This window comes from Pseudomonas sp. ChxA (assembly GCF_030263855.1).
GTDB lineage: Bacteria > Pseudomonadota > Gammaproteobacteria > Pseudomonadales > Pseudomonadaceae > Aquipseudomonas > Aquipseudomonas fluorescens_CB.
Map to the genome: position 1 here is coordinate 2,699,861 of NZ_JARPMK010000001.1, position 22,306 is coordinate 2,722,166.

The 22,306-nt window shown below is 60.9% G+C and carries 20 protein-coding genes; 7 read left to right on the forward strand and 13 right to left on the reverse strand.

The genetic code is table 11. The features are described 5' to 3' along the window. Positions 1-5 precede the first annotated feature (5 nt). Positions 6-995 carry a Csu type fimbrial protein gene (locus P5706_RS12135; RefSeq protein ID WP_502945468.1) on the forward strand — a complete coding sequence of 330 codons (990 nt, stop codon included), beginning with the start codon at positions 6-8 and terminating at the stop codon, positions 993-995. A gap of 140 nt (positions 996-1,135) precedes the next feature. Here the strand turns inward: P5706_RS12135 and P5706_RS12140 are convergent, their stop codons facing one another. Continuing rightward, the gene (locus P5706_RS12140) at positions 1,136-1,873 is read right to left on the reverse strand and encodes an anti-sigma factor family protein (protein ID WP_285679379.1); all 738 of its coding nucleotides are present in this window, start codon (positions 1,871-1,873) and stop codon (positions 1,136-1,138) included. Further along, positions 1,870-2,376, reverse strand: a complete 507-nt coding sequence (locus tag P5706_RS12145) for a sigma-70 family RNA polymerase sigma factor (RefSeq protein ID WP_285679380.1) — start codon at positions 2,374-2,376, stop codon at positions 1,870-1,872. Before P5706_RS12145 ends, P5706_RS12140 begins: the two co-directional genes overlap by 4 nt. A gap of 167 nt (positions 2,377-2,543) precedes the next feature. Between P5706_RS12145 and P5706_RS12150 the strand changes: the two genes are divergently transcribed. Beyond that, positions 2,544-3,626, forward strand: coding sequence for a catalase family peroxidase (locus P5706_RS12150; protein WP_285679381.1), 1,083 nt, complete (start codon positions 2,544-2,546; stop codon positions 3,624-3,626). Continuing rightward, positions 3,623-4,162: a cytochrome b gene (locus P5706_RS12155; protein WP_200432423.1), complete on the forward strand. Its 540-nt coding sequence runs from the start codon at positions 3,623-3,625 to the stop codon at positions 4,160-4,162. The genes P5706_RS12150 and P5706_RS12155 overlap by 4 nt, the downstream gene beginning before the upstream one ends. A gap of 18 nt (positions 4,163-4,180) precedes the next feature. On the opposite strand, the gene P5706_RS12160 is transcribed toward P5706_RS12155, so the two are convergent. Together P5706_RS12160 and P5706_RS12165 are read right to left on the reverse strand one after the other, a co-directional pair. Beyond that, positions 4,181-5,332, reverse strand: coding sequence for a M14 family metallopeptidase (locus P5706_RS12160; RefSeq protein WP_285679383.1), 1,152 nt, complete (start codon positions 5,330-5,332; stop codon positions 4,181-4,183). A 466-nt stretch (positions 5,333-5,798) separates the two neighbouring features. Further along, on the reverse strand, positions 5,799-6,149 hold the full coding sequence (locus P5706_RS12165; protein ID WP_285679384.1) for a DUF6124 family protein: 351 nt from the start codon (positions 6,147-6,149) through the stop codon (positions 5,799-5,801). A gap of 129 nt (positions 6,150-6,278) precedes the next feature. On the opposite strand from P5706_RS12165, the gene P5706_RS12170 reads away from it, so the two are divergent. After that, the gene (locus P5706_RS12170; RefSeq protein WP_285682713.1) at positions 6,279-6,914 is read left to right on the forward strand and encodes a LexA family protein; all 636 of its coding nucleotides are present in this window, start codon (positions 6,279-6,281) and stop codon (positions 6,912-6,914) included. Here the strand turns inward: P5706_RS12170 and P5706_RS12175 are convergent. Genes P5706_RS12175 through P5706_RS12190 form a run of 4 tightly spaced genes read right to left on the reverse strand, consistent with a single transcriptional unit; the run spans position 6,911 to position 12,437 of the window. Then, positions 6,911-8,836, reverse strand: coding sequence for an acetyl/propionyl/methylcrotonyl-CoA carboxylase subunit alpha (locus P5706_RS12175; RefSeq protein ID WP_285679385.1), 1,926 nt, complete (start codon positions 8,834-8,836; stop codon positions 6,911-6,913). The two genes, P5706_RS12170 and P5706_RS12175, sit on opposite strands and share 4 nt — an antisense overlap. Then, positions 8,833-9,639 (reverse strand): gamma-carboxygeranoyl-CoA hydratase, encoded by an 807-nt coding sequence (locus P5706_RS12180; protein ID WP_285679386.1) that lies wholly within the window; start codon positions 9,637-9,639, stop codon positions 8,833-8,835. Before P5706_RS12180 ends, P5706_RS12175 begins: the two co-directional genes overlap by 4 nt. Before the next feature lie 15 nt (positions 9,640-9,654). Continuing rightward, positions 9,655-11,262: a carboxyl transferase domain-containing protein gene (locus tag P5706_RS12185; RefSeq protein WP_285679387.1), complete on the reverse strand. Its 1,608-nt coding sequence runs from the start codon at positions 11,260-11,262 to the stop codon at positions 9,655-9,657. A gap of 11 nt (positions 11,263-11,273) precedes the next feature. Further along, positions 11,274-12,437 (reverse strand): isovaleryl-CoA dehydrogenase, encoded by a 1,164-nt coding sequence (locus P5706_RS12190; protein WP_285679388.1) that lies wholly within the window; start codon positions 12,435-12,437, stop codon positions 11,274-11,276. Between the two features lie 149 nt (positions 12,438-12,586). Between P5706_RS12190 and P5706_RS12195 the strand changes: the two genes are divergently transcribed. After that, a complete protein-coding gene (locus tag P5706_RS12195) occupies positions 12,587-14,224 on the forward strand; it encodes an AMP-binding protein (protein ID WP_285679389.1) in 1,638 nt (545 codons plus the stop codon). 614 nt (positions 14,225-14,838) lie between these two features. Here P5706_RS12195 and P5706_RS12200 read toward each other — a convergent pair. From P5706_RS12200 to P5706_RS12210, 3 genes are all read right to left on the reverse strand, one after another. After that, positions 14,839-15,738, reverse strand: coding sequence for a hydroxymethylglutaryl-CoA lyase (locus P5706_RS12200; RefSeq protein WP_285679390.1), 900 nt, complete (start codon positions 15,736-15,738; stop codon positions 14,839-14,841). A 17-nt stretch (positions 15,739-15,755) separates the two neighbouring features. Continuing rightward, positions 15,756-16,148, reverse strand: a complete 393-nt coding sequence (locus tag P5706_RS12205; RefSeq protein ID WP_058420934.1) for a MerR family transcriptional regulator — start codon at positions 16,146-16,148, stop codon at positions 15,756-15,758. Between the two features lie 293 nt (positions 16,149-16,441). Then, complete coding sequence (locus P5706_RS12210; protein WP_017136514.1) at positions 16,442-17,377, reverse strand: LysR family transcriptional regulator; 936 nt, start codon at positions 17,375-17,377, stop codon at positions 16,442-16,444. Between the two features lie 166 nt (positions 17,378-17,543). On the opposite strand from P5706_RS12210, the gene P5706_RS12215 reads away from it, so the two are divergent. Continuing rightward, positions 17,544-18,773, forward strand: a complete 1,230-nt coding sequence (locus P5706_RS12215; protein ID WP_285679391.1) for an acyl-CoA dehydrogenase — start codon at positions 17,544-17,546, stop codon at positions 18,771-18,773. 348 nt (positions 18,774-19,121) lie between these two features. Here the strand turns inward: P5706_RS12215 and P5706_RS12220 are convergent, their stop codons facing one another. Both P5706_RS12220 and xthA read right to left on the reverse strand, forming a co-directional pair. Continuing rightward, entirely contained in the window at positions 19,122-20,450 is a 1,329-nt protein-coding gene (locus P5706_RS12220; protein ID WP_285679392.1) for a substrate-binding domain-containing protein, read from the reverse strand. A gap of 197 nt (positions 20,451-20,647) precedes the next feature. Next, a complete protein-coding gene (gene xthA, locus P5706_RS12225; RefSeq protein WP_285679393.1) occupies positions 20,648-21,460 on the reverse strand; it encodes an exodeoxyribonuclease III in 813 nt (270 codons plus the stop codon). Positions 21,461-21,628: 168 nt separating this feature from the next. On the opposite strand from xthA, the gene P5706_RS12230 reads away from it, so the two are divergent. After that, positions 21,629-22,279: a GNAT family N-acetyltransferase gene (locus tag P5706_RS12230; RefSeq protein ID WP_200432435.1), complete on the forward strand. Its 651-nt coding sequence runs from the start codon at positions 21,629-21,631 to the stop codon at positions 22,277-22,279. Positions 22,280-22,306 lie beyond the last annotated feature (27 nt).

Consider the following 22,306-nt stretch of genomic DNA (forward strand, 5'->3'; position numbering starts at 1 on the left):
TGCGTGTGCGGGTCAAGGAATGGCTGTTGCGGGGCGTGTTGCTGGCGGGCCTGGGCGTGTCGGCGCAGGTGCAGGCCGTGTGTTCGGTGGTGGCCACCGTACCGGCCAGCTTTGGAACGACGGTGAGTTCGATGACCGTACGCACCACCTCCCAGCCCAGTTCGACCACCAACGCCGGCTTGAGCTGTACGCCCGCGGTCTTATCGGTGCTGACCTCCAACGACCATTTTTACGCGACCGTCAGCGGTTCGACCCAAGGTGGCCTGGTGGGGCCTACCGGTGATGTCATCAACTATACGATTTATGCCAACAACACCACGGCGTTCCCGATGACACGCGGCACCGCGTTCGATTTTGGCGGCAGCGGCGGCATCGCTGCCTCCCTTGGCCTGGTGTTCGGGCCAGGCACCAAAGTCGTGCCGCTGTACTTCGCCACCACCCTTGGCAGCAACGTAGCGTCGGGGGTGTACAGCGAAACCCTGAGTATTTTCTGGAACTGGAACTATTGCTCGGGCATTGGTCTGGGCGGGATCTGCCTGGGCCGTGAGGTCAACAACGGCACCACCACACTGACGGTGAGCATGACGGTGGTCAACGACTGCCAGATCACCACGCCACCGATTGCCTTCGGCAGCGCGCCGGTGGTCAGCGCCTTCGCCACTGTCAACGGCCAGGCCAGCGTGGCCTGCACCAAGGGCAGCGCCTATACCGTCGGCCTCAGCGATGGGCAGAACCCGGTGAGCGTGGGCGGGCGTCGGCGGATGATTTCCGGCAGTAACTTCCTCGCCTACGACATCTTCATGAGTGCCGGCACTACGCGCTGGGGCAGTGTGGGCGCAGCGCGGCGTGCCAGTTCATCGGCCGAGATCAACCCCGGCAACGGCCTGGGCACCGGCAGCCAGGTATTCAACTACAACGCCAAGATCTACACCGACCAAACCACGCCGCCGGGCGGCACCTACATTGATAATGTGGTGCTGGATGTGGGCTTCTAATGCAGAGTTCGTTGAAGATATACGCGGTCAAAATGTGGGAGCGGGCTTGCCCGCGAATACGGTGGGTCAGTCAACTCATCTATCACTGATATACCGCATTCGCGAGCAAGCCCGCTCCCACAAAAGCCGGTCTGGGTCTTCTAGAACTTGAGCAAGTGCGTCGCCGCCTGATCCACCGGGCTGACCATCGCATAGTTGTACCCGCCACCGGACCAGTAATCGGCCTGCAACCCATCGGCGCTGCGGCTGCCACGCGGCAGGAAGCCGTTTTCCGGTCCCGGCGGGCGGATGTAGAAGCTGATGCGATGGCCTTGCTGATCCTCATACAACACCATCGCCGCCGCACCTTGCTCAGTGGTGAGCAGGCGCCCGCTCACCGGCTTGAAACCGGCTTGGCTCAAATCGGGCAGGCGATGGGCCTGGTTGAAATAGCGATCCAGCCAGGCTTGCATGGAGCCGCCATCTTCGGTGTTGAAGTCGGCGGGCATGATGCCGTCCTGGGCAAACAGGCGGAACGCCTGCATGGCATCGGCCATCGGCAACATCGGTGGTTGGGTCGCTTCGCGGGCGTGCCAACCGCCAAGGCCGCCGAGGCAGACCGCGATCAGCAGCACGGCGGCGCTGGCCAGGTGGCGGCGCGATTGATGCCGAATGCGTTGGCGAATCAGCGCCGGGTCGAGATCGGGGTTGGCCGGTTGCTGCAACGTCCCGCTCAAGGCGGCGCGCAGGGCGTGTGCATCCTGTTGCCAGGCATGCACCTGGGCGGCCATTTCAGGGTGGGCAGCCAACCAGGTTTCAAGCACGCGGCGGTCGCTCTCCGGCAGTTGGTGATCGACGTAGGCATGCAAATCGTGTTCGCTGGGGGGCAGGCTAATCATTTGAGTATCCGCAGGGCAGGGCTGGTAATTTCGCCTTCGCTGAGTTGACGCAAGGCCTGGCGCGCACGGGACAGGCGCGACATCACGGTACCCACCGGCACCGCCAGGATCGCGGCAACTTCCTTGTAACTTAACCCTTCGACCGACACCCACAGCAGCAGTGCACGTTGCTCGGTGTTGAGTTGGTCGAAGGCGTGCAGCGTCGATTGGGCCATCACCGTGCGCTCCACCGAGGGTTGCGCATCGTCACGGCCGGTGAAGAATTCAAGCATGCGTGCATAACGCCGGTTGCGCCGGTGGGCGTCGAGGAACTGGCGGTAGAGGATCGAGAACAGCCAGGCACGCAGATCGCCTTCCAGGCGTTTGTCGGCCCAGCTGATGATCGCCCGCTCAAGGGTCGACTGCACCAGGTCGTCGGCGCTGCTGGCGTTGCGCGTCAGTGACAGCGCAAAACGTCGCATTCTGGGGAGGAGTTCACGTAACTGTTCGTCGAGTTCGTGCATGGGAATCTGGCTGGTCGCTACGCTGGGACTTGAGAGACGTATGACGTTGAAGGTTATTCCCCGGCTTGAAAAATAAATTTACTGCATGGGAATAGAGCCATTCGGCGTTCGTCTTAATGCTCCGACCTTATGTTTCAAGCTTAGGCCTCTGGCTTTGGAGTCACTTCATGGTAGATCACTCATCACCGCCTCGTCCGCAATTGAGTACAGCGAGCCTGATTGCAAGGCTTGCCAGTATCGGTGCTGTGGTTGCGGTCGTTGCCGGGGCGTTCGCCTACGTCAACGGCACGCTTGACCCACAGCGCCTACGTCCCAAAACCCTGGTAAATGCCCTGGAAACCAATAACGGTATACACCCTGGGTTTCGGCGTAACCATGCCAAGGGCGTCTGTGTGGCCGGTTACTTCGAGAGCAGCCCCGAGGCGCGCGCTTACTCCAGTGCCCAGGTGTTCAGCGAGGCGAAAACCCCGGTGATCGGTCGGTTCGCCTTGCCCAGCGGAAACCCCTACGCGCCGGACAGCAGTGTGCCGATCCGCAGTTTCGCCTTGCAGTTCAGCCAGGCTAATGGCCAGCAATGGCGCACGGGGATGAACAGCATGCCGGTGTTCCCGGTGGGCACGCCTGAGGCGTTTTACCAGATGCTCAAGGCCGGCGCACCCGAGCCGGCCACCGGCAAGCCGAACCCTACCAGCATGCCGGCGTTTTTTGCCGCGCACCCCGAGACGGCGCCGTTCCTGGCGTGGGTCAAGACCGCCAAGCCCTCGGCCAGTTACGCGACCGAAACCTACAACGGCATCAATGCCTTTTACCTGATAAGCGCCGATGGCCAGCGCCAGGCGGTGCGTTGGGGCGTGGTGCCACAGAGTCAGGATGCGGCGGGAGATACCGCGCCACCGGGTGCGGATTTCCTCGAAAAAGACCTGGTACAGCGCTTGGCGGCTGGCCCGCTGCGTTGGCAACTGAGCATGACCCTGGCCAACCCTGGCGACCCGCTGGACGACGCCAGTAAAGCCTGGACCGGCGAGCACAAGGTGCTCAACGCCGGCACTCTGGTGCTGCAAAGCAGCCAGCCGCAAGCTGACGGCGATTGCCGCGATATCAACTTTGACCCGCTGATTCTGCCCAGCGGTATCCAAGCCTCCAATGACCCGCTGCTGGCTGCACGCTCGGCCGCCTATGCCAGTTCCTATGTACGCCGCGCCGGCGAAGTCAGCCCGCTGCACAGTGCCCCTCAGGAGTCGAAGCCATGAATGTCCAACCACGGTTTTTCGCGCCTCTGGCTCGCTTGCTGCATTGGCTGATGGCGCTGATGGTGATTGCCATGTTGTTTATCGGCGCGGGCATGGCGGCGTCGGTGTCGGAGCGCCACGAATGGCTGATTCACCTGCACAAGCCGCTGGGTATCGCGATTCTGGCGCTGGTGATTGTGCGGCTGGTAGTGCGTTTTTCCACCCGGCAACCGCCGCTGCCGGCTGACCTGCCGCTGTGGCAAGTGCTGGCCGCCAAGGCGTCCCACGTAGTGTTGTATGCGTTGATGCTGGTATTGCCGTTGCTGGGCTGGGCGATGATTTCGGCGGCCGGTGACCCGGTGATGCTCAGCAGTTCGGTGCAATTGCCGGCATTGGTAGCCGCCAATGCACCGCTGTTTGCGCTGCTGCGCAAGGCGCATGGCTACCTGGCCTACCTGTTGTTCCTGACGGTGCTGCTGCACCTCGCGGCGGCGCTGTTCCACGGGCTGATTCGCCGTGATGGCGTGCTGCAAAGCATGACCGGCACCAAGCACTGATGCCGGGGGCAGGGCGGGTCAGCGCAGGGTGGTGACGATATGCGCCACGCTGCTTAACACGTCCTTGCCCAGTTGTTTGGAGCGCTCCCCGGACCAACCGGTTTTCAGGTTGGGTGCGTCGTCGTTGTCCTTGAAAGGCATCTCCAGGGTCAGCGACAGGCAATCGTACTGCTGGCCAATAGCATTGCAGGCCAGGGTCATGTTGGCTTCGCCCGGCAGATCGCGGGTGTAGCCGTGAGTGGTCTGGAAGTCGCGGGTCAGGCCGCTCAAATGGCTGCGAAAGGTTTTTTCCAGCGCTTCGATGCGCGGCGTGTAGCCGGGGTTGCCTTCGCAGCCAGCGGTGAAGACGTAGGGGATTTCTTCATCGCCATGGATATCGAGGAACAGGTCGACACCGTATTTCTCCATCTGCTGCTGGGCGAACAGCACTTCCGGGCTGAGCGCCTCGCTGGCGTTCTGCCAGGCGCGGTTGAGGTCCTGGCCCATGGCGTTGGTGCGCAGATGCCCGTGGAAGGCGCCATCGGGGTTCATGTTGGGGATCAGGTACAGGTCGGCGACGGCCAGGAGCTTTTTCAGCTCAGCGTCACCGTCCTGTTGCAGGCGCTCGATCACACCTTCCATGAACCATTCAGCCATGTGTTCGCCGGGATGCTGCTGGGCGATGATCCACACCTTGCGCTGGCCTTCGCCACCTTTGCCGCGGCGTAGCAGTTGGATATCACGGCCCTCGGCGCTTTTGCCGGTGGCGAGTAGCTGGGTGCCGGCGCGGCTCAGCGCCTGTTCGATCAGCCAGTCGTGACGCTCACGGCTGTAAGGTTCGAAGTAGGCGAACCAGGCTTGCTTCTCGCGGGTCTCCAGGCTGATATGCAAGGTATCGCCATCAAAGCGCGTGGGCACACGGAACCAGTTGACGTGGTCATAGGACGCCACGGCGTTATAACCACTCCAGGCATTTTTATACGATGAATGGCCGGCGTTGCTCAGGCGGTAGGTGTGGGTGTGGCCCACATGCATGCCTTCGGCCTTGAAGTGAAACCACTGGAAATGTGCGCTGCGGGTATCGGGTTTGATCGCCAGCAACAACTGGTAAGCGTCGCTGGCATCCAGGACCTGGATGTTGCCGCTGTCGAAGTCGGTGCTGATCTTGATGGAGGTCAAGGCCACTGTCATGGTCTGGCTGCCTGCGTATGATTGTTGTGGCGGATATCTTACACAGGAGTGAGGCAAAATTTTGCTGCAAAATTGTTGCACGGGGAAGGGGGCGTCGTCCTTGACGCAGCAGCAGCTTAGAATCTATGAGATTGATTCTCAAGCGCTATTTCGCAAAGATCCGGGCTAGAGCGTCCTATCGGCTTTCTTTTGGCGATGCTCTTTTGCTACCATGCGCGCCATTAAGCAACACACAGTCTTCATTAGCCTGAAGCCACGCCAGAAAAAACTGGCAAAAAAAAGACCCGGCCAAAGAGCCGGGTCAAAAACCGTGATTAGCCTGATGAGGAGATATTCCAAGAGTCCGACCTAAGGTCCCTTGGTCTATCGACTGATCTCGCGATCAGCTAGGTCCAATAATAATCATTATCATTTGCAAGTCAAATGTTTTTATCCCTGGGATAGAAATATTTTTCTCTCGTGCCTGTCAGGCGCTCGCCTGGGCAGCAGGCACGTGCAATGCCTGTTCCACCATCGCTTTGGCCATATCAATCAAATACACCACCGAAAAGGCCAGGTCCCGCTGGTTGCCCTGCCGGTTGCTTGCCGATTCATAGGCGGCCGCCGCTGCACTGCGCAGCAGGTCCGATGCGTGCACCAGGGCGTCTTCATGGCTGATGCCGGGCCTGATGTCGAAAAACCCGGGGTCTGGCGTGGGCGTCGACACATCCTCTTTCAAGTAATAGTCGAGTGCCCGTTGCGCGGCGCCACTGCTGCGCAACGTCAGCAGCTCGTCGGTTTCAGGCGTGCTGGGCAGGTGATTCGTGAGGGTCATCATGAGGGCGATTACTCTGGCTGGACGTTGAAAACCTGCACCTGATAGTAATACGAATCGTATTTATGTCATTTGATGGATTACTACAAACTGTTTATTGTCGTGGCCACTGCGCAACGTATCGTCACGCCCATGGATAACTGGATAGCGTTGGTCAAAGCCAACATGAAAGACCGCAAGGTCACGCAGGATGAACTGGCCGAACGCTTGGGCATGTCCCAGGGCGGCGTCGGTCATTGGCTCAATAAGCGTCGTGTGCCAAGCCTGGCGGACATGAACCGGGTGCTGGCCGAGCTGGGGCTGGGCTACCTGGAAGTCGCGCTGGAGATTCGCGAAAAGGCCGACGAAACGTCCGCGCTGGAGCAACATTACAACCCGTATTTCCGTTACCCGGTCAGCGACTGGAAGGGCGTCTGCGAAATCCGCGAAGCGCGCCCCACTTACGGCGCGGCACGTTTCGAACTGACGGATTATCACGCCCAGGGTGAAGCCTTTTGGCTGCCCGTGACGGGCGACGCCATGACCGCGCCCAGCGGCCTGAGCATCGGTGCGGGCATGCTGATCCTGGTAGACCCGGCCATCGAACCCGCACCCGGCAAGCTGGTAGTCGCGCAATGGCCCGACAGCACCCAGGCGACCTTTCGCCAATTGCTCGAAGAGAGCGGCCAGCTTTACCTGGTACCGCTCAACCCGACGTACCCCAAACAGCGGTTCACCGACGCGTGCCGAATCCTCGGCGTTGTGGTGCAGGCCACGGCGAAGTTCTAGCCCGCGGCTTCGAGCTCTACCAGGGCGCTGCCTTCGGCGACCATTTCACCTTCCTGGCAAAACAGTGCCTTGACCACCCCGGCGTGGGGCGCGCGGATGCTGTGCTCCATTTTCATGGCCTCCAGCACCACCAGTTGAGTACCGGCCTCGACACTCTGGCCCACGCCCACCAGCACCCGCACGATGCTGCCGTTCATCGGCGCCGTGAGGCCGCCTTGATGAGTCTGGTTGGCCTCGACCGCAACAATCGGGTCAAACAGGCTGACGGCCTGCATCTGGCCGTCCCAGCGCAGGTACAGAATGCCTTCGCTGCGCACCGCCAGATGAGCGCGGCGCATGCCTTGGTGCTCGATCAGCAATTGATCGCCACGCACGTGTGCAGCGCCGCCCTGCAACGTCACCAGCCGGTCCTGCCCGGCGCAACTCAAGTGCAACGACACATCGTTCGGCAACCCGGCACGAAAACCGCGGGTATCCGCCCACGGGCCATCACCGGCGGGTTGGCTCTGTATAAACGCCGCACCCGCCGCCTGCCAGAATTCATCGCTCAACGCGCCGGGAGTTGGCAGCAGCTCGTCCTGATAGCGCGGAATAAACCCGGTATCGAGTTCAGCCGCCGCAAACGCCGGATGGCCAATGATGCGCCGCAAAAAGCCAAGGTTGGTCTTAAGCCCGCCCACTGCAAACTCGTCGAGCATGCTCAATAGGCGCAGGCGTGCCTGTTCGCGGTCTTCGCCCCAGGCGATCAGCTTGCCGAGCATCGGGTCATAGAAGGGCGAAACGTTGTCGCCTTGAGCTACACCGCTGTCGACGCGACGGCCCGGCCCCGGCGCAGATTCACGGTACAGCGCCAGGTGCCCGGTGGCCGGCAGGAAGTCATTGGCCGGGTCTTCGGCGTACAAGCGCACTTCAATCGCATGGCCGATCAACGGCACCTGATCCTGGGTGATCGGCAGCGGCTCACCCTGAGCCACACGAATCTGCCACTCGACCAGATCAAGGCCGGTAATCGCCTCGGTCACCGGATGCTCTACCTGCAGCCGCGTGTTCATCTCCATGAAGAAGAACTCGCCACGCGCGTCCAGCAAGAACTCCACGGTGCCGGCGCCCACATAGCCAATCGCCTGGGCCGCACGCACGGCCGCCTCACCCATGGCTTTACGCTGCTCGGCACTCAAGCCCGGTGCGGGTGCTTCTTCCACCACCTTTTGATGGCGACGCTGAATGGAGCAGTCGCGCTCATTGAGGTACAGGCAATGGCCGTGTTGGTCGGCAAACACCTGAATCTCCACGTGGCGCGGTTTGAGCAGGTATTTCTCCACCAGCATCTGCGCATTGCCGAAGGACGACAGCGCCTCACGCTGGGCCGAAGCCAGGGCTTCGGCCAACTGGCTGACCTCCTCGACCACCTTCATACCCTTGCCGCCGCCGCCGGCCGTAGCCTTGAGCAGTACCGGGTAACCGATACGTTCGCAGGCATCGCGGAAAGTTTCCAGGTCCTGGGCCGCACCGTGATAACCCGGCACCAGCGGCACCCCGGCGGTTTCCATCAACGCCTTGGCCGCTGATTTGCTGCCCATGGCATCGATGGCCGAGGCGGGCGGACCCAGGAAAACAAGACCGGCGGCTTCGATCGCACGGGCAAAGCCGGCGTTCTCCGACAGAAAGCCGTAACCCGGATGGATCGCCTGCGCGCCGCTGGCGTGGGCGGCGGCGATCAGTTTGTCGATTTGCAGGTAACTGTCGGTGGCCTTGCTGCCACCTAGGTCGACCCGAATGTCGGCCTCGCGGCTATGGCGCGCTTCGCGGTCGGTGGCGCTGTGGACCGCCACGGTGGTCAGGCCCATCGCTTTGGCGGTGCGCATCACCCGGCAGGCGATTTCACCACGGTTGGCCACCAGCACAGTGGTCAGTGTGCTCATGAACGTGGCTCCTGCGCTTGCCAGCTGGGCGGGCGTTTCTGCAGGAACGCGCGCAAGCCTTCCTGGCCCTCGGCGCTCACGCGAATCCGCGCGATGGCGTTTTCGCAATACCGACGCAGCGCCGGGGTGAGGGCGCCGTTGCCGACTTCGCGCAGCAAATCCTTGCTGGCGCGCATCGCCGCCGGGCTGTTTTGCAACAGGTTGGCGGTCCACTGTTCCACTTGCGCATCCAGCTCGGTGGCGGGGTAACTCTCTGCCAGCAAGCCGATTTCACGCGCACGCTGGCCGCCAAAACGCTCGGCCGTCAGCGCATAGCGGCGCGCAGCCCGCTCGCCGATGGCCTGCACCACGAACGGGCTGATCACCGCCGGGGCCAGGCCGATGCGCACTTCCGACAGGCAGAACTGCGCGTCATCCGCGCCAATCGCCATGTCGCAGCAACTGATCAAGCCCAGCGCGCCGCCGTACGCCGCGCCTTGCACCACCGCCAGGGTGGGGATTTTCAACTTGGCCAGGTTGTACATCAACTCGGCCAGTTCGCGCGCGTCGTCCAGGTTGGTGTGGTAATCCAGCTCGGCCGATTGCTGCATCCAGGCCAGGTCCGCGCCGGCGCTGAAGTGCTTGCCACGTGCGCGCAGCAGCAAAAAACGCAGGGACGCATCGGCCTGCACCTGGTCGAGGGCGATGATCAGTTCGCGGATCATCTGCGCATTGAACGCGTTGTTCTTGGCTTCACGACTGAGCCACAGCGTGGCAAAACCACGGCTGTCGGTGACCAGTTCGAGGGTGTTGAAATCGCTCATGGGGTACAGCTCCATTTACATGCGGAACACGCCGAAGCGGCTCGGCTCGATGGGGGCATTCAGCGCGGCGGACAACGCCAGCGCCAGCACGTCACGGGTCTGCTGCGGGTCAATCACACCGTCATCCCACAAACGTGCGCTGGAGTAGTAGGGGTGGCCCTGGGTTTCGTACTGGTCGAGAATCGGCTGCTTGATCGCGGCTTCTTCTTCGGCGCTGAACGCATTGCCTGCGCGCTCGGCCTGTTCGCGCTTGACCTGCACCAGCACGCCGGCGGCCTGTTCGGCGCCCATCACGCCGATGCGCGCATTCGGCCACATCCACAAAAAGCGCGGGTCATAAGCACGACCACACATGCCGTAATTGCCGGCGCCAAAGCTGCCACCGATGATTACCGTGAACTTGGGCACCTTGGCGCAGGCCACCGCCGTGACCAGCTTGGCGCCGTGTTTGGCGATGCCACCGGCTTCGTACTTCTGGCCGACCATAAACCCGGTGATGTTCTGCAAGAACAGCAACGGAATCCCGCGCTGACAGGCCAGCTCGATAAAGTGCGCGCCTTTTTGCGCGGCTTCGGCGAACAGAATCCCGTTGTTGGCCAGGATCGCAATCGGGTAGCCGTGCAGGTGCGCAAAGCCACACACGAGCGTGGTGCCAAACAGCGCCTTGAACTCATCAAGAACCGAACCATCCACCAGCCGCGCGATCACTTCGCGCACATCGAACGGCTGCTTGGCATCGGCCGGGATTACCCCGTACAACTCTTCGCTGCTGTACAAGGGCACCACCGGCGGGCGTTGCACTAACTGACCTTGCTTGCGCCAATTGAGGTTGGCCACACTGCGCCGGGCCAGGGCCAGCGCATGTTCGTCGCTGTCGGCATAGTGGTCGGCTACGCCGGAGATCTTGCAGTGCACATCGGCACCGCCGAGGTCTTCGGCGCTGACCACTTCGCCGGTCGCGGCTTTTACCAGCGGCGGCCCGGCGAGGAAGATTGTGGCTTGCTGGCGCACCATGATCGCTTCGTCGGCCATGGCCGGCACATAAGCCCCACCGGCAGTACACGAGCCCATCACCACGGCGATTTGCGGGATGCCCTGGGCACTCATATTCGCCTGGTTGAAGAAAATCCGCCCGAAGTGCTCGCGGTCAGGGAATACTTCGTCCTGACGCGGCAGGTTGGCGCCACCGGAGTCCACCAGATAAATGCACGGCAGGCGGTTCTGCTCGGCGATGGTCTGGGCACGCAGGTGTTTTTTTACCGTGAGCGGGTAGTACGAGCCGCCTTTGACCGTGGCGTCGTTGGCGACGATCATGCATTCCACGCCTTCCACACGGCCGATCCCGGCGATCACGCCGGCTGCCGGCACGTCTTCGCCGTACACCTGATGCGCCGCCAACTGGCTGAGTTCCAGGAACGGCGAGCCAGGGTCGAGCAAGCGGTTGATACGCTCACGCGGCAGCAGTTTGCCGCGCGAGGTGTGCCGCTCCTGGGCCTTGGCGCCGCCGCCTTGCTGCACATGGGCGAGCAAGGTGTGCAGGGCGTCGACCTGTTGGCGCATCGCCGCGCTGTTGTCGGCGAACTCCGCTGAACGCGGATTTAGCTGGGTGTGCAAGATGGCCATGGGGCGCTCCTTCAGCGGGATTCGTTGAAGAGTTCGCGACCGATCAGCATCCGGCGAATCTCACTGGTGCCGGCACCGATTTCGTACAGCTTGGCGTCACGCAACAGGCGCCCGGCAGGGAATTCATTGATGTAGCCATTGCCGCCGAGAATCTGGATCGCGTCCAGGGCCATTTGTGTGGCGCGCTCGGCACTGTAGAGGATCACCCCGGCGGCGTCCTTGCGTGTGGTTTCGCCACGTTCGCAGGCCTGGGCCACGGCGTAGAGGTAGGCGCGGCTGGCGTTGAGTTGGGTGTACATATCGGCGACCTTACCCTGGATCAGCTGGAATTCGCCGATGCTCTGGCCGAACTGCTTGCGGTCGTGGATGTAGGGCACGATCAGGTCCATGCACGCTTGCATGATCCCGGTCGGGCCGCCCGAGAGCACCACGCGCTCGTAGTCCAGGCCGCTCATCAGCACTTTGACGCCACCATTGAGCACGCCAAGGATGTTTTCTTCGGGCACCTCGACATCATCGAAAAACAGTTCGCAGGTGTTGGAGCCGCGCATGCCCAGCTTGTCGAACTTGTTGCTGCGGCTGAAGCCTTTCGAGTCGCGCTCGACGATAAACGCGGTGATGCCGTGGGGGCCTTTTTCCAGGTCGGTCTTGGCGTAGATCACGTAGGTGTTGGCGTCGGGGCCGTTGGTGATCCAGGTCTTGCTGCCGTTGAGCACGTAGTGGTCGCCGTGTTTGTCGGCGCGCAGCTTCATCGAGACCACGTCGGAGCCGGCATTCGGCTCGCTCATGGCCAGGGCGCCGACGTGCTCGCCGCTGATCAGCTTGGGCAGGTACTTGAGTTTTTGCTCGTGATTGCCGTTGCGGTTGATCTGGTTGACGCACAGGTTGGAGTGCGCGCCGTAGGACAGCGCCACCGACGCCGAACCACGGCTGATTTCTTCCATGCTCACCACGTGCGCCAGGTAACCCAGGCCGGCGCCGCCGTACTCTTCCGGCACGGTGATGCCCAGGAGACCCATGTCCCCGAACTTGCGCCACAGGTCGGCGGGGAACAGGTTGTCGATGTCGATCTGCGCCGCACGGGGCGCGATCTCCTTCGCCACGAACGACTGCACCTGGTCGCGCAGCATGTCGATGGTTTCACCGAGGGCGAAGTTCAGGGACGGGTAACTCATGGACAGGCACCTTAATGTGAGCTTTGTTGTTGTGTGGGCGGGGCGCAGAGGAGGGCGCTCACCTTTACGTTAACGTAAGCTTGCGTTACGGCGCTGTCAATCGTAGTTTACGTTTACGTCAACCTACAAAAAAGACAACAGGGGTCGTTATGGATCAACCGCACCCGAGCTACAGCCGTGGCTCCCAGGACAAGACCTTGCTGGCCATGACCATCGGTCAGGCTTTCGATCACACCGTGGCGCTCTACCCCGATGGCGAAGCCTTGGTGGTGCGCCATCAGCAACGCCGCTACACCTGGCGGGAGTTGGCCGAGACGGTGGATATGCACGCCCGCGCATTCCTGGCATTGGGCATGCAGACCGGCGATCGCCTGGGCATCTGGGCGCCCAACTGTGCCGAGTGGTGCATCACCCAAATCGCCAGCGCCAAGCTCGGCGTGATCCTGGTCAACATCAACCCGGCCTACCGCAGCAGTGAGCTGGCCTACGTACTCAAACAGTCCGGCTGCGATTGGCTGGTGTGTGCCGGCTCGTTCAAGAGCTCCGATTACCACGCGATGTTGCAGGAACTGCAGCCCGCCGTGCGCGGCCTCATCAGCCTGGACCCCAGCCCGCCAGCGGGGTTTATGCCCTGGTCGCAGTTGGCGGCGCTCGGCGCCGGCATCCCGCCCGAGCAGCTTTACAGTCGCCAAGCCAGCCTGCACTTCGATCAAGCCGTCAACATCCAGTACACCTCGGGCACCACCGGCTTTCCCAAGGGCGCAACCCTCAGTCACCACAACATCCTCAATAACGGTTACATGGTCGGCGAAAGCCTGGGCCTCACCGCGCAGGACCGCCTGGTGATCCCGGTGCCGTTGTACCACTGCTTTGGCATGGTCATGGGCAACCTCGGCTGCATCACCCACGGCACCACCATGATTTACCCCAATGACGGTTTCGACCCGCTGCTGACGCTCACGGCTGTGGCGCAAGAACGCGCCACCGGCCTGTACGGCGTGCCGACCATGTTTATTGCGCTGCTGGATCACCCGCGCCGAGGCGAGTTCGACCTGGCCACCCTGCGCACCGGCATCATGGCCGGCGCCACGTGCCCTATCGAAGTGATGCGCCGGGTCATCAGCGAGTTGCACATGGGCGAAGTGCAGATCGCCTATGGCATGACCGAAACCAGCCCGGTGTCGTTGCAGACCGGCGCCGATGACGACCTGGAGCGGCGCGTGACCACCGTTGGCCGCACCCAGCCGCAGCTCGAAAACAAAGTCATCGACGAGGCCGGTAACACCGTGCCCCGTGGCCAGATCGGTGAACTCTGCACCCGTGGCTACAGCGTGATGCTCGGCTATTGGAACAACCCCGAAGGCACCCGCGACGCGATTGATGATGCAGGCTGGATGCACACCGGCGACTTGGCGAGCATGGATGAACACGGCTACGTGTGTATCGCCGGGCGCAACAAGGACATGATCATTCGCGGCGGTGAGAACGTGTACCCGCGTGAACTGGAGGAGTTTTTCTTCACCCACCCGGCGGTGGCCGATGTGCAGATCATTGGCATTCCGGATGCGCGTTACGGCGAAGAGATCGTCGCCTGGGTCAAATTCCACCCAGGCCATATGGTCAACGAACTGGAGCTGCAAACCTGGTGCAAGGGCCGCATTGCGCACTTCAAGACGCCCAAGCACTTCAAGTTCGTGGATGAGTTTCCGATGACGGTGACGGGCAAGATCCAGAAGTTTCGTATGCGCGAAATTTCGATCGAGGAGTTGCGAACACGTTCTACCTGACGACACAGAACCAGTGTGGGAGCGAGCAAGCCCGCTCCCACATGTCGACCGAGGTGGATGGACGAATTGTTGAAACGCAGGAAGCACAAAGGGGACCCGAAGGTCCCCTTTAATTTGTCGTTGCGTGCTCTTTTTTTATTATTGAGGGGCGGTCTGTTGTTGTTTTTGGCAACCGTTACCCTTTACCGCTGTTTTGTGCGACCCCTATCCGGGGTCAAGAGCAAACGTATTTTTTTGAACGCTGATCTGCCTCTTCGTTATCGATCCAACCAGTGGTAGCTACCTGAGGTAGTTTTATTTTTCTCTAACCGGTTGCGGGTGTCGGCACGCCGTACCCTGCGAAGCACATCTTCTTCAAAAAAATCTGTTAGCTGCGTCTCTGCCGTGTTGTTTTTGTTATGTCAGAGTCGTTTCGTCTTATTTTTATTAGGTTTGGCGCTTTTTATTCTTGTTATGCCATAGAGATAGCAGAAGCCGTGCCAACTTTTAAAAGTCCTTTAAAATCAATGGCTTGATTTTTTTGTAGGGTTTTCCCTACGGCATATTCGACAAAATATGTTCCCGTGTTACTCGATGTGTAGCGATGCGGTAACACATTGTCACGGCTAAGCTACTCAACCGGCGTTACGTGCCTTGGCGACTCGCGAACCCGTCGGCCGACCCAGCACGTGACTGATCTGCTGGCCTGCTCGCATCAATGTCGCAAGATCGATACCGGTATTGATACCCAGGCCGTCGAGCAGGTACACCACATCTTCGGTGGCGACGTTACCGCTGGCGCCTTTGGCGTAAGGGCAACCGCCCAGGCCCGCAATAGAACTGTCGAATACGTGGATGCCCTCAAGCAGGCTGGCGTAGATATTCGCGATTGCCTGGCCATAGGTATCATGGAAATGCCCGGCCAATTTGTCCCGTGGCACCTGCGCACCGACGACTTCGAACATCCGCCGTGTGGCGCCTGCGGTGCCGGTGCCGATGGTGTCGCCCAGCGACACTTCATAACAGCCCATGGCGTACAGTTCGCGTGCGACCGCCGCGACTTGTTCCGGCGCAATCTGGCCTTCGTAGGGGCAACCCAACACACACGACACATAGCCGCGAACGCTGACGCCGTGCTGCTTGGCGGCGGCCATGATCGGCGCAAAACGCTCCAGGCTTTCGCTGATGGAGCAGTTGATATTGCGCTGGGAAAACGCCTCGGACGCCGCCGCGAACACCGCGACTTCCTTTACGCCAGCCGCCAGCGCATCTTCAAAGCCGCGCATGTTTGGCGCCAGCGCGCCGTAGGTGACGCCGGGCTTGCGCTGGATCTGCGCAAACACTTCGGCGGAGCCGGCCATCTGCGGCACCCATTTGGGCGAGACAAAACTGCCGACTTCGATATAACTCAAGCCGGCTGCGCTGAGTGCGTCCACCAGTTGAACCTTGTCGGCCACGCTGATCGGTTGGGCTTCGTTCTGCAAACCGTCGCGCGGGCCAACTTCCACCAGGCGCACAAAAGAGGGGAGAGACATGGGCAGCTACCTTGTGTTTATGGACCAACCGGGTTCATGGTCTGCGCCAGCGCCTGGGTGCAGCGCTCTTCGGCGGTGTCCAGTTCCAGCTTCATCTGTTCAATATCGAGCATCTGTTGCTCAAGCTGCTCACGGCGCTCGGCAATTTTCGCCAGCATGCTGTTGAGCTGGATGTGGTTGCCGCTGCTGGGGTCGTAGAGTTCGATCAGCTCACGGCATTCGGCCAGGGAAAAGCCGATGCGCTTGCCGCGCAGGATCAACTTGAGGCTGACCTTGTCGCGCGCCGAGTAGATGCGCTCCTGGCCCCGGCGTTCCGGGGCCAGCAGGCCTTGTTCTTCGTAAAAGCGAATGGCGCGGGTGGTGATGTCGAGCTCGCGGGCGAGGTCGGAGATGCTATAGGTCGTGCTCATGGGGGCGCTCAAGAAGGTCTTGGCGCTAAGCTAAAGGCAGGTTGACGTTTACGTCAAGCAAATAGCCTGGATGGATACTTATCCTGTGGCGAGGGAGCTTGCTGTGGCGAGCAGGCTTGCCCTGCGTTGGGCTGCGAAGCGGCCCCAAAATCAGGCACCGCGTTCCTGTCTGGAAAAATGAGTTGTCTTGATTGGGGCTGCTGCGCAGCCCAACGCAGGGCAAGCCTGCTCGCCACAACAAGCCTGCCCACTACAACATACCTGTTCACTACACCAAGCCCGTTCGCCAGAGCTTAGGCTTGCTTGCCATCCAGTTTCTTTTCGTGCGCGGTGACTTGCTGGCACAGTTCGATCATCTGCTCGCGCATCCAGCGGTTGGCTGGGTCCTGGTCGGTGCTTTCGTGCCAGTACAGGTGGGTTTCCACCGGCGGTACGTCGTTGACCGGCAGGTTGAACCAATGCAGCTCATGGCGGCGGGCAAAGCGCTCGGGCACGGTCATCACCATGTCGGTTTGCTGCAACACTTGCGAAGCCATCAGGTAATGCTGGGAGCGCAGGGCGATCTTGCGCTGGATGCCCATCTTGCCCAGCGCCAGGTCGACGTGCCCCAGGCCGTTGCGGCGGCTGGAGATATGGATATGGGTCAGCGACAGGTAGTCATCCAGCGTGAACTTGTCCTTGCCCGCCATCGGGTGGCCCTTGCGCATGGCGCACACATAGCGGTCTTCCATCAGCTTGACGTGGCGCACTTGCGGGTCGGTATTGAGCGGTGCATCCACGGCAAAGTCCAGGCGCCCGGCGGCCAGTTCCTTGGTGGTTTCACGGCGCTTGGACAAGAAACTCTCGATCACCACGGTCGGCGCCAGGCGGCGCAGGCGCTGGAACAGCAACGGCAGAATCACCGCCTCGGTGAGGTCGGTCATGCTGATGCGATAAGTCTTGGCCGCCTGTTGAGGGTTGAAAATCCGGCTTTCCTGCACCGACACCCGCAGCAACGACAACGCGTTGCGCACCGGGCCGATGATGTTCTGCGCCATGGGCGTGGGCACCATGCCTTGCGCGGTGCGCACGAACAGCGGGTCGTTGAAGGTCTCGCGCAGGCGGGCCAGGGCGTTGGACACCGCCGGCTGGGTGATGCCGACGATCTGCCCGGCGCGGGTCAGGTTGGCTTCGGTGTAGATCGCGTCGAAGACGATAAACAGGTTGAGGTCGACCTTGCTCAGATTCATTTCGTTGCGCTCTTATTTTCAGGTGGCGATTTATTAGCTGCTCATACGCCGATCATATATCGGTGATGAATGTTAATACACGCCGAGAATAGGCTAGGTAAATTATCAGCGCTGTTCTAGCATCGATTGCATGACCTAAACAACCTCTCAGAGAAGGGAGCTGCTCATGGATTTCGCTTATTCGCCCAAGGTTCAGGAACTGCGTGAACGCGTCACCGCGTTCATGGACGCTTACGTTTACCCAGCCGAACCGGTGTTCGAACGCCAGGTCAGCGAAGGCGACCGCTGGCAGCCCACTGCGATCATGGAAGAGCTCAAGGCCCGTGCCAAAGCCGAGGGCTTGTGGAACCTGTTCCTGCCCGAATCCGAGCTGGGTGCCGGCCTGACCAACCTCGAATATGCGCCACTGGCCGAAATCATGGGCCGCTCGCTGTTGGGGCCGGAGCCGTTCAACTGTTCCGCCCCCGACACCGGCAACATGGAAGTGCTGGTGCGCTACGCCAATGAAGAGCAAAAGCAACGCTGGCTTGAACCGCTGCTGCGTGGCGAGATTCGCTCGGCGTTCGCCATGACCGAACCGGACGTGGCCTCATCCGACGCCACCAACATGGCCGCCCGCGCCGAGCGCCAAGGCGATGAGTGGGTGATCAATGGCAAGAAGTGGTGGACTTCCGGCGCCTGCGACCCGCGTTGCAAGATCCTGATCTTCATGGGCCTGAGCAACCCGGACGCGCCGCGCCACCAGCAGCACTCGATGATCCTGGTGCCGGTCGACACGCCTGGGGTGAAGATCGTGCGCCCACTGCCGGTGTTCGGCTACGACGACGCCCCCCACGGCCACGCCGAAGTGTTGTTCGACAACGTACGCGTGCCGTATGAAAACGTACTGCTGGGTGAAGGCCGTGGTTTCGAGATTGCCCAGGGCCGCCTTGGCCCAGGCCGTATCCACCATTGCATGCGCTCCGTCGGCATGGCCGAGCGTGCGCTGGAACTGATGTGCAAACGCTCCGTCAGCCGCACCGCGTTCGGCAAGCCATTGGCGCGCCTGGGTGGCAATATCGACAAGATCGCCGACTCACGCATGGAAATCGACATGGCACGCCTGCTGACCCTGAAAGCGGCGTACATGATGGACACCGTGGGTAACAAAGTTGCGAAAAGCGAAATCGCGCAGATCAAGGTCGTGGCGCCGAATGTGGCCTTGAAGGTGATCGACCGTGCGATCCAGATCCATGGTGGCGCGGGGGTTTCCAACGACTTCCCGCTGGCCTACATGTACGCCATGCAACGTACCCTGCGCCTGGCCGACGGCCCGGATGAAGTACACCGTGCGGCGATTGGCAAGTTTGAAATTGGCAAGTATGTGCCTAAAGAGCTGATGCGCGGCGGGCAGTAACACCGAGGCGCCTGCATCGCAGGCAAGCCAGCTCCCACACTGGAATGCATTCCAAAGGTGGGAGCCGGGCTTGCCCGCATGAGCATAGGTATCTACACAACTTTTGAAGGCAGCCAATTTCTCCTGTGGCGAGCAGGCTTGCCCTGCGTTGGCTGCGAAGCGGCCCCAGTAAAGGCACGGCAATTTTGCTGAAAGTACTCAGCGTCTGTTTTTGGGGCTGCTTCGCAGCCCAACGCAGGGCAAGCCTGCTCGCCACAACAGCCCACTTACAACAGGCTTCGTGTTAACCGGTTGTGTAGATACCTATGCCGCGATGAGGCCAGTGTTTACAACACAAAACCCGAGGGGTCAGTACACCCAAACCTCTACCCGCCGATTCTTGATCCGCCCCTCATCCGCCGTATTCGCCGCCACCGGCATCTGCGCGCCAAAGCCGCGAATATCCCTGAGCACCACGCCGCTCTTGACCAATTCACGGCGCACCGCCATCGCCCGTAACTTCGACAACAGCGCCGCCCGCTGCGGGTCATTCTTGGCATCGCCAAACCCCACCAGCGTCACCTGCTTGTCGAGCTTGCCGTGGCTTTTTATATACGCCACCACTCGCTGCAAGTCCTGGCGCGCCTTGTTGTCCAGGCTGGCGCTGCCTTCCTCGAAACGAAAATTCACACTCAATCGCTGGGCGTCACGGACGATGGTTTGATAGTCCTCGGGCATCGATGCTTTTGGTTCCACGGCAATCGCCTGTACCTGTTGGGCGATAAAGCCATTGGCGGCCACAATCGCCTGGCCTTTGCCACTTTGGGTAAAGTCCACCAGGGCTCTGGCCCACGGGTTGCGGTTCGACGGCGGCAGGTAGAAATACAAGCGGCGTGACAGCGGGTAATCCTCGGTGGCAATCAGGCTGGTCACCGGCAACATCGGCTGTGAGTCACCGTCGACAATCGCCAGCGCCTTGGCCTGGCGCACATAGGGCAGGCCGATAAAACCAATGCCGTGCGGGTCATGGCTCACCGCGTCGGACAACGCCTCGCTGGACTCGAAACGCTTTGCGGCTGCGGCCAGCGGCTTGTCACGCCGGTTCAGTACCAGCTCTTTAAAGGTGTCATAGGTGCCGGACTGATCATCCCGGGCATACAGATGAATGGCGCCGCCGACGCCGCCCACATCCTCCCATTGGCTGACCTCACCGTTGAAAATCTGCGCCAGTTGTTCGGTGTTCAAGGTGTTCAGCGGGTTTTGCGGGTTGAGGATAATGGCCAGGCCGTCGATGGCGATTACCTGTTCGGCCTCCGGGCTTTTCAGGTCGCCCAGGGGTTCAAGGTCCACCAGCTCGCTGTCCTTGATCGGGCGCGAAGCCGCCGCAAGGTCAGTGTTGGATTTTTTCAGTGCGCTGAACCCTGTACTTGAGCCGTGGGCTGCGACCTCGACCGTGACGGTTTTGCCCTGACGCGTCTTGCCGATCACCCGTTGTTCATTGGCGCCATCGCCGGGCTCGCTGTGCACCGCCTGCAAGCCCTGGTGCTCCAGCATGCCCTTGACCAACGCAGGTCCCAGCGCCGCACCAATGGTATTGGAACCCTGGATACGCAGTGCGGGGCCTTGGTCGGGAACGGGGAGGGCAGCGGCCACAGCGTAGAGCGGCAGTATCAACAGGAACAGAACGCGCAGCATCATGCCGGCACCTTCTTAAGCCAAAGGGAGTGCCGCCAGATTAAGTCAGTGGGGTTTCAAAAATATGACTGACACACAGCCAGTCAAAATGTGGGAGCTGGCTTGCCTGCGATAGCGGTGTGTCAGCCAGCCACTTGATGACTGCCCCACTGCAATCGCAGGCAAGCCAGCTCCCACATTGAAGTACACAAACCTTTAGATCAGCTCAACTCAAGCCAGATCGGCGCATGGTCCGAGGGTTTTTCCAGCCCACGCAGGTCGTAATCCACGCCAGCATCCTTGACCCGCGACACCAGGCCGCTGGAGGCCAGGATCACGTCAATGCGCAGCCCACGCTTAGGCTCATCTTCAAACCCACGGCTGCGGTAGTCGAACCAGCTGAAGCGGTCGGCCACGTCCGGGTTCAAGTGACGGAAGCTGTCGACCAGGCCCCAGTTCTTCAGGCGGGCCATCCACTCGCGCTCTTCCGGCAGGAAGCTGCACTTGCCGGTTTTGAGCCAGCGCTTGGCATTGTCGGCGCCGATGCCGATGTCGATATCTTCCGGAGAGATATTGATGTCACCCATCACCACCAGTGGCTGGTCATTGCTGAACTGGCTTTCCAGCAGTTGCTGCAAATCTTCATAGAAGCGTTGCTTGGCCGGGAACTTGGTTGGGTGGTCGCGGCTTTCTCCTTGGGGGAAGTAGCCGTTCATCACGGTGATCGACTGGCCGTGCTCGTCGGCGAACGTGCCCCAGATAAAGCGGCGCTGGGCGTCTTCTTCGTCGCTGGCAAAGCCTTTGTGCAGGCTCAACGCAGGTTTGCGCGACAGCAGGGCCACGCCGTAGTGGCCTTTTTGCCCGTGGTAGTACACGTGATAGCCAAGAGCCTGCACTTCGGCCAGTGGGAACTGGTCGTCGTGTACTTTGGTTTCCTGCAGGCCGATCACGTCGGGTTGATGCTTTTCAATCAACGCTGCCAGCTGATGAGGGCGGGCGCGCAGCCCGTTGATATTGAAGGAGACGATTTTCATGGTCGGCAGTCCAGTCTGGCAAAAGGGCGATGCTAGCCGACAAGTCCGGCGGGGGCCAGCGTGGCGGTAGGGCGCATGCACTGCTAATGTCTGGGAACGACTGGTGCTGCACAGGTTCGTACCCATAAGAACGCCATCTTTTGAGTGGCGCCCAGGGAGATTGACTGTATGCCGGACACTTCCACTGCCATTGCTGAAATTCGCCTGCTCAACAGCGGCTATTCCCGCGAGGCCCGTTCCTTGTTGTACCAGGCCTATCGGCATGAACCGACCTTTGCCTACATCTTCGAGGCTGAGCGGTCGGGCTATGAACAACGGGTGCGTGCCACCGTGCGTGAGCTGGTCAAGCAGCATTTTTTCCAGAAGCTTCCCGCCATTGGCCTGTTCGTCAACGACCGGCTCATCGGCATCGCCCTGATTGCGCCACCGCAACGGCGCCTGGGCATCACCGAAAGCTGGGCCTGGCAGTTGCGTATGTGGCTGAGCACCGGCGTGCGCGGCACTCGGCGTTACCTGGATTACCACTACGCGGTGCTGGCGTGCCTGCCGAATGAGTCGGTGCATGTGTTGCCGCTGCTGGGTATTCACCCGCAGTTCCAGGGCAAACACTACGGCGAACAACTGTTGCAGGCGGTGCACAACTGGTGTGCCGAAGACCCGCATTCGTCGGGCGTGGTGCTCGATACCGGCAACTCGCGTTATCTGGATTTCTACAAGCGCCAGGGCTATGAAGAAATCGGTGAGGTCGCTGTAGGACCTGTCCTGGAACATGTGTTTTTTCATCCCAATCCCCAGGCGTTACATGCTGCAACGGCTTGAGACAGAATTATTCAGACAATTCCGGGT

Excerpts from the sequence above, each read along its gene's own strand:
- P5706_RS12140 (WP_285679379.1), bottom strand. The coding sequence starts at position 1,873 with ATGATTAGCCTGCCCCCCAGCGAACACGATTTGCATGCCTACGTCGAT.
- P5706_RS12145 (WP_285679380.1), bottom strand. The coding sequence starts at position 2,376 with ATGCACGAACTCGACGAACAGTTACGTGAACTCCTCCCCAGAATGCGA.
- P5706_RS12150 (WP_285679381.1), top strand. The coding sequence starts at position 2,544 with ATGGTAGATCACTCATCACCGCCTCGTCCGCAATTGAGTACAGCGAGC.
- P5706_RS12155 (WP_200432423.1), top strand. The coding sequence starts at position 3,623 with ATGAATGTCCAACCACGGTTTTTCGCGCCTCTGGCTCGCTTGCTGCAT.
- P5706_RS12160 (WP_285679383.1), bottom strand. The coding sequence starts at position 5,332 with ATGACAGTGGCCTTGACCTCCATCAAGATCAGCACCGACTTCGACAGC.
- P5706_RS12165 (WP_285679384.1), bottom strand. The coding sequence starts at position 6,149 with ATGATGACCCTCACGAATCACCTGCCCAGCACGCCTGAAACCGACGAG.
- P5706_RS12170 (WP_285682713.1), top strand. The coding sequence starts at position 6,279 with ATGGATAACTGGATAGCGTTGGTCAAAGCCAACATGAAAGACCGCAAG.
- P5706_RS12175 (WP_285679385.1), bottom strand. The coding sequence starts at position 8,836 with ATGAGCACACTGACCACTGTGCTGGTGGCCAACCGTGGTGAAATCGCC.
- P5706_RS12180 (WP_285679386.1), bottom strand. The coding sequence starts at position 9,639 with ATGAGCGATTTCAACACCCTCGAACTGGTCACCGACAGCCGTGGTTTT.
- P5706_RS12185 (WP_285679387.1), bottom strand. The coding sequence starts at position 11,262 with ATGGCCATCTTGCACACCCAGCTAAATCCGCGTTCAGCGGAGTTCGCC.
- P5706_RS12190 (WP_285679388.1), bottom strand. The coding sequence starts at position 12,437 with ATGAGTTACCCGTCCCTGAACTTCGCCCTCGGTGAAACCATCGACATG.
- P5706_RS12195 (WP_285679389.1), top strand. The coding sequence starts at position 12,587 with ATGGATCAACCGCACCCGAGCTACAGCCGTGGCTCCCAGGACAAGACC.
- P5706_RS12200 (WP_285679390.1), bottom strand. The coding sequence starts at position 15,738 with ATGTCTCTCCCCTCTTTTGTGCGCCTGGTGGAAGTTGGCCCGCGCGAC.
- P5706_RS12205 (WP_058420934.1), bottom strand. The coding sequence starts at position 16,148 with ATGAGCACGACCTATAGCATCTCCGACCTCGCCCGCGAGCTCGACATC.
- P5706_RS12210 (WP_017136514.1), bottom strand. The coding sequence starts at position 17,377 with ATGAATCTGAGCAAGGTCGACCTCAACCTGTTTATCGTCTTCGACGCG.
- P5706_RS12215 (WP_285679391.1), top strand. The coding sequence starts at position 17,544 with ATGGATTTCGCTTATTCGCCCAAGGTTCAGGAACTGCGTGAACGCGTC.
- P5706_RS12220 (WP_285679392.1), bottom strand. The coding sequence starts at position 20,450 with ATGATGCTGCGCGTTCTGTTCCTGTTGATACTGCCGCTCTACGCTGTG.
- xthA (WP_285679393.1), bottom strand. The coding sequence starts at position 21,460 with ATGAAAATCGTCTCCTTCAATATCAACGGGCTGCGCGCCCGCCCTCAT.
- P5706_RS12230 (WP_200432435.1), top strand. The coding sequence starts at position 21,629 with ATGCCGGACACTTCCACTGCCATTGCTGAAATTCGCCTGCTCAACAGC.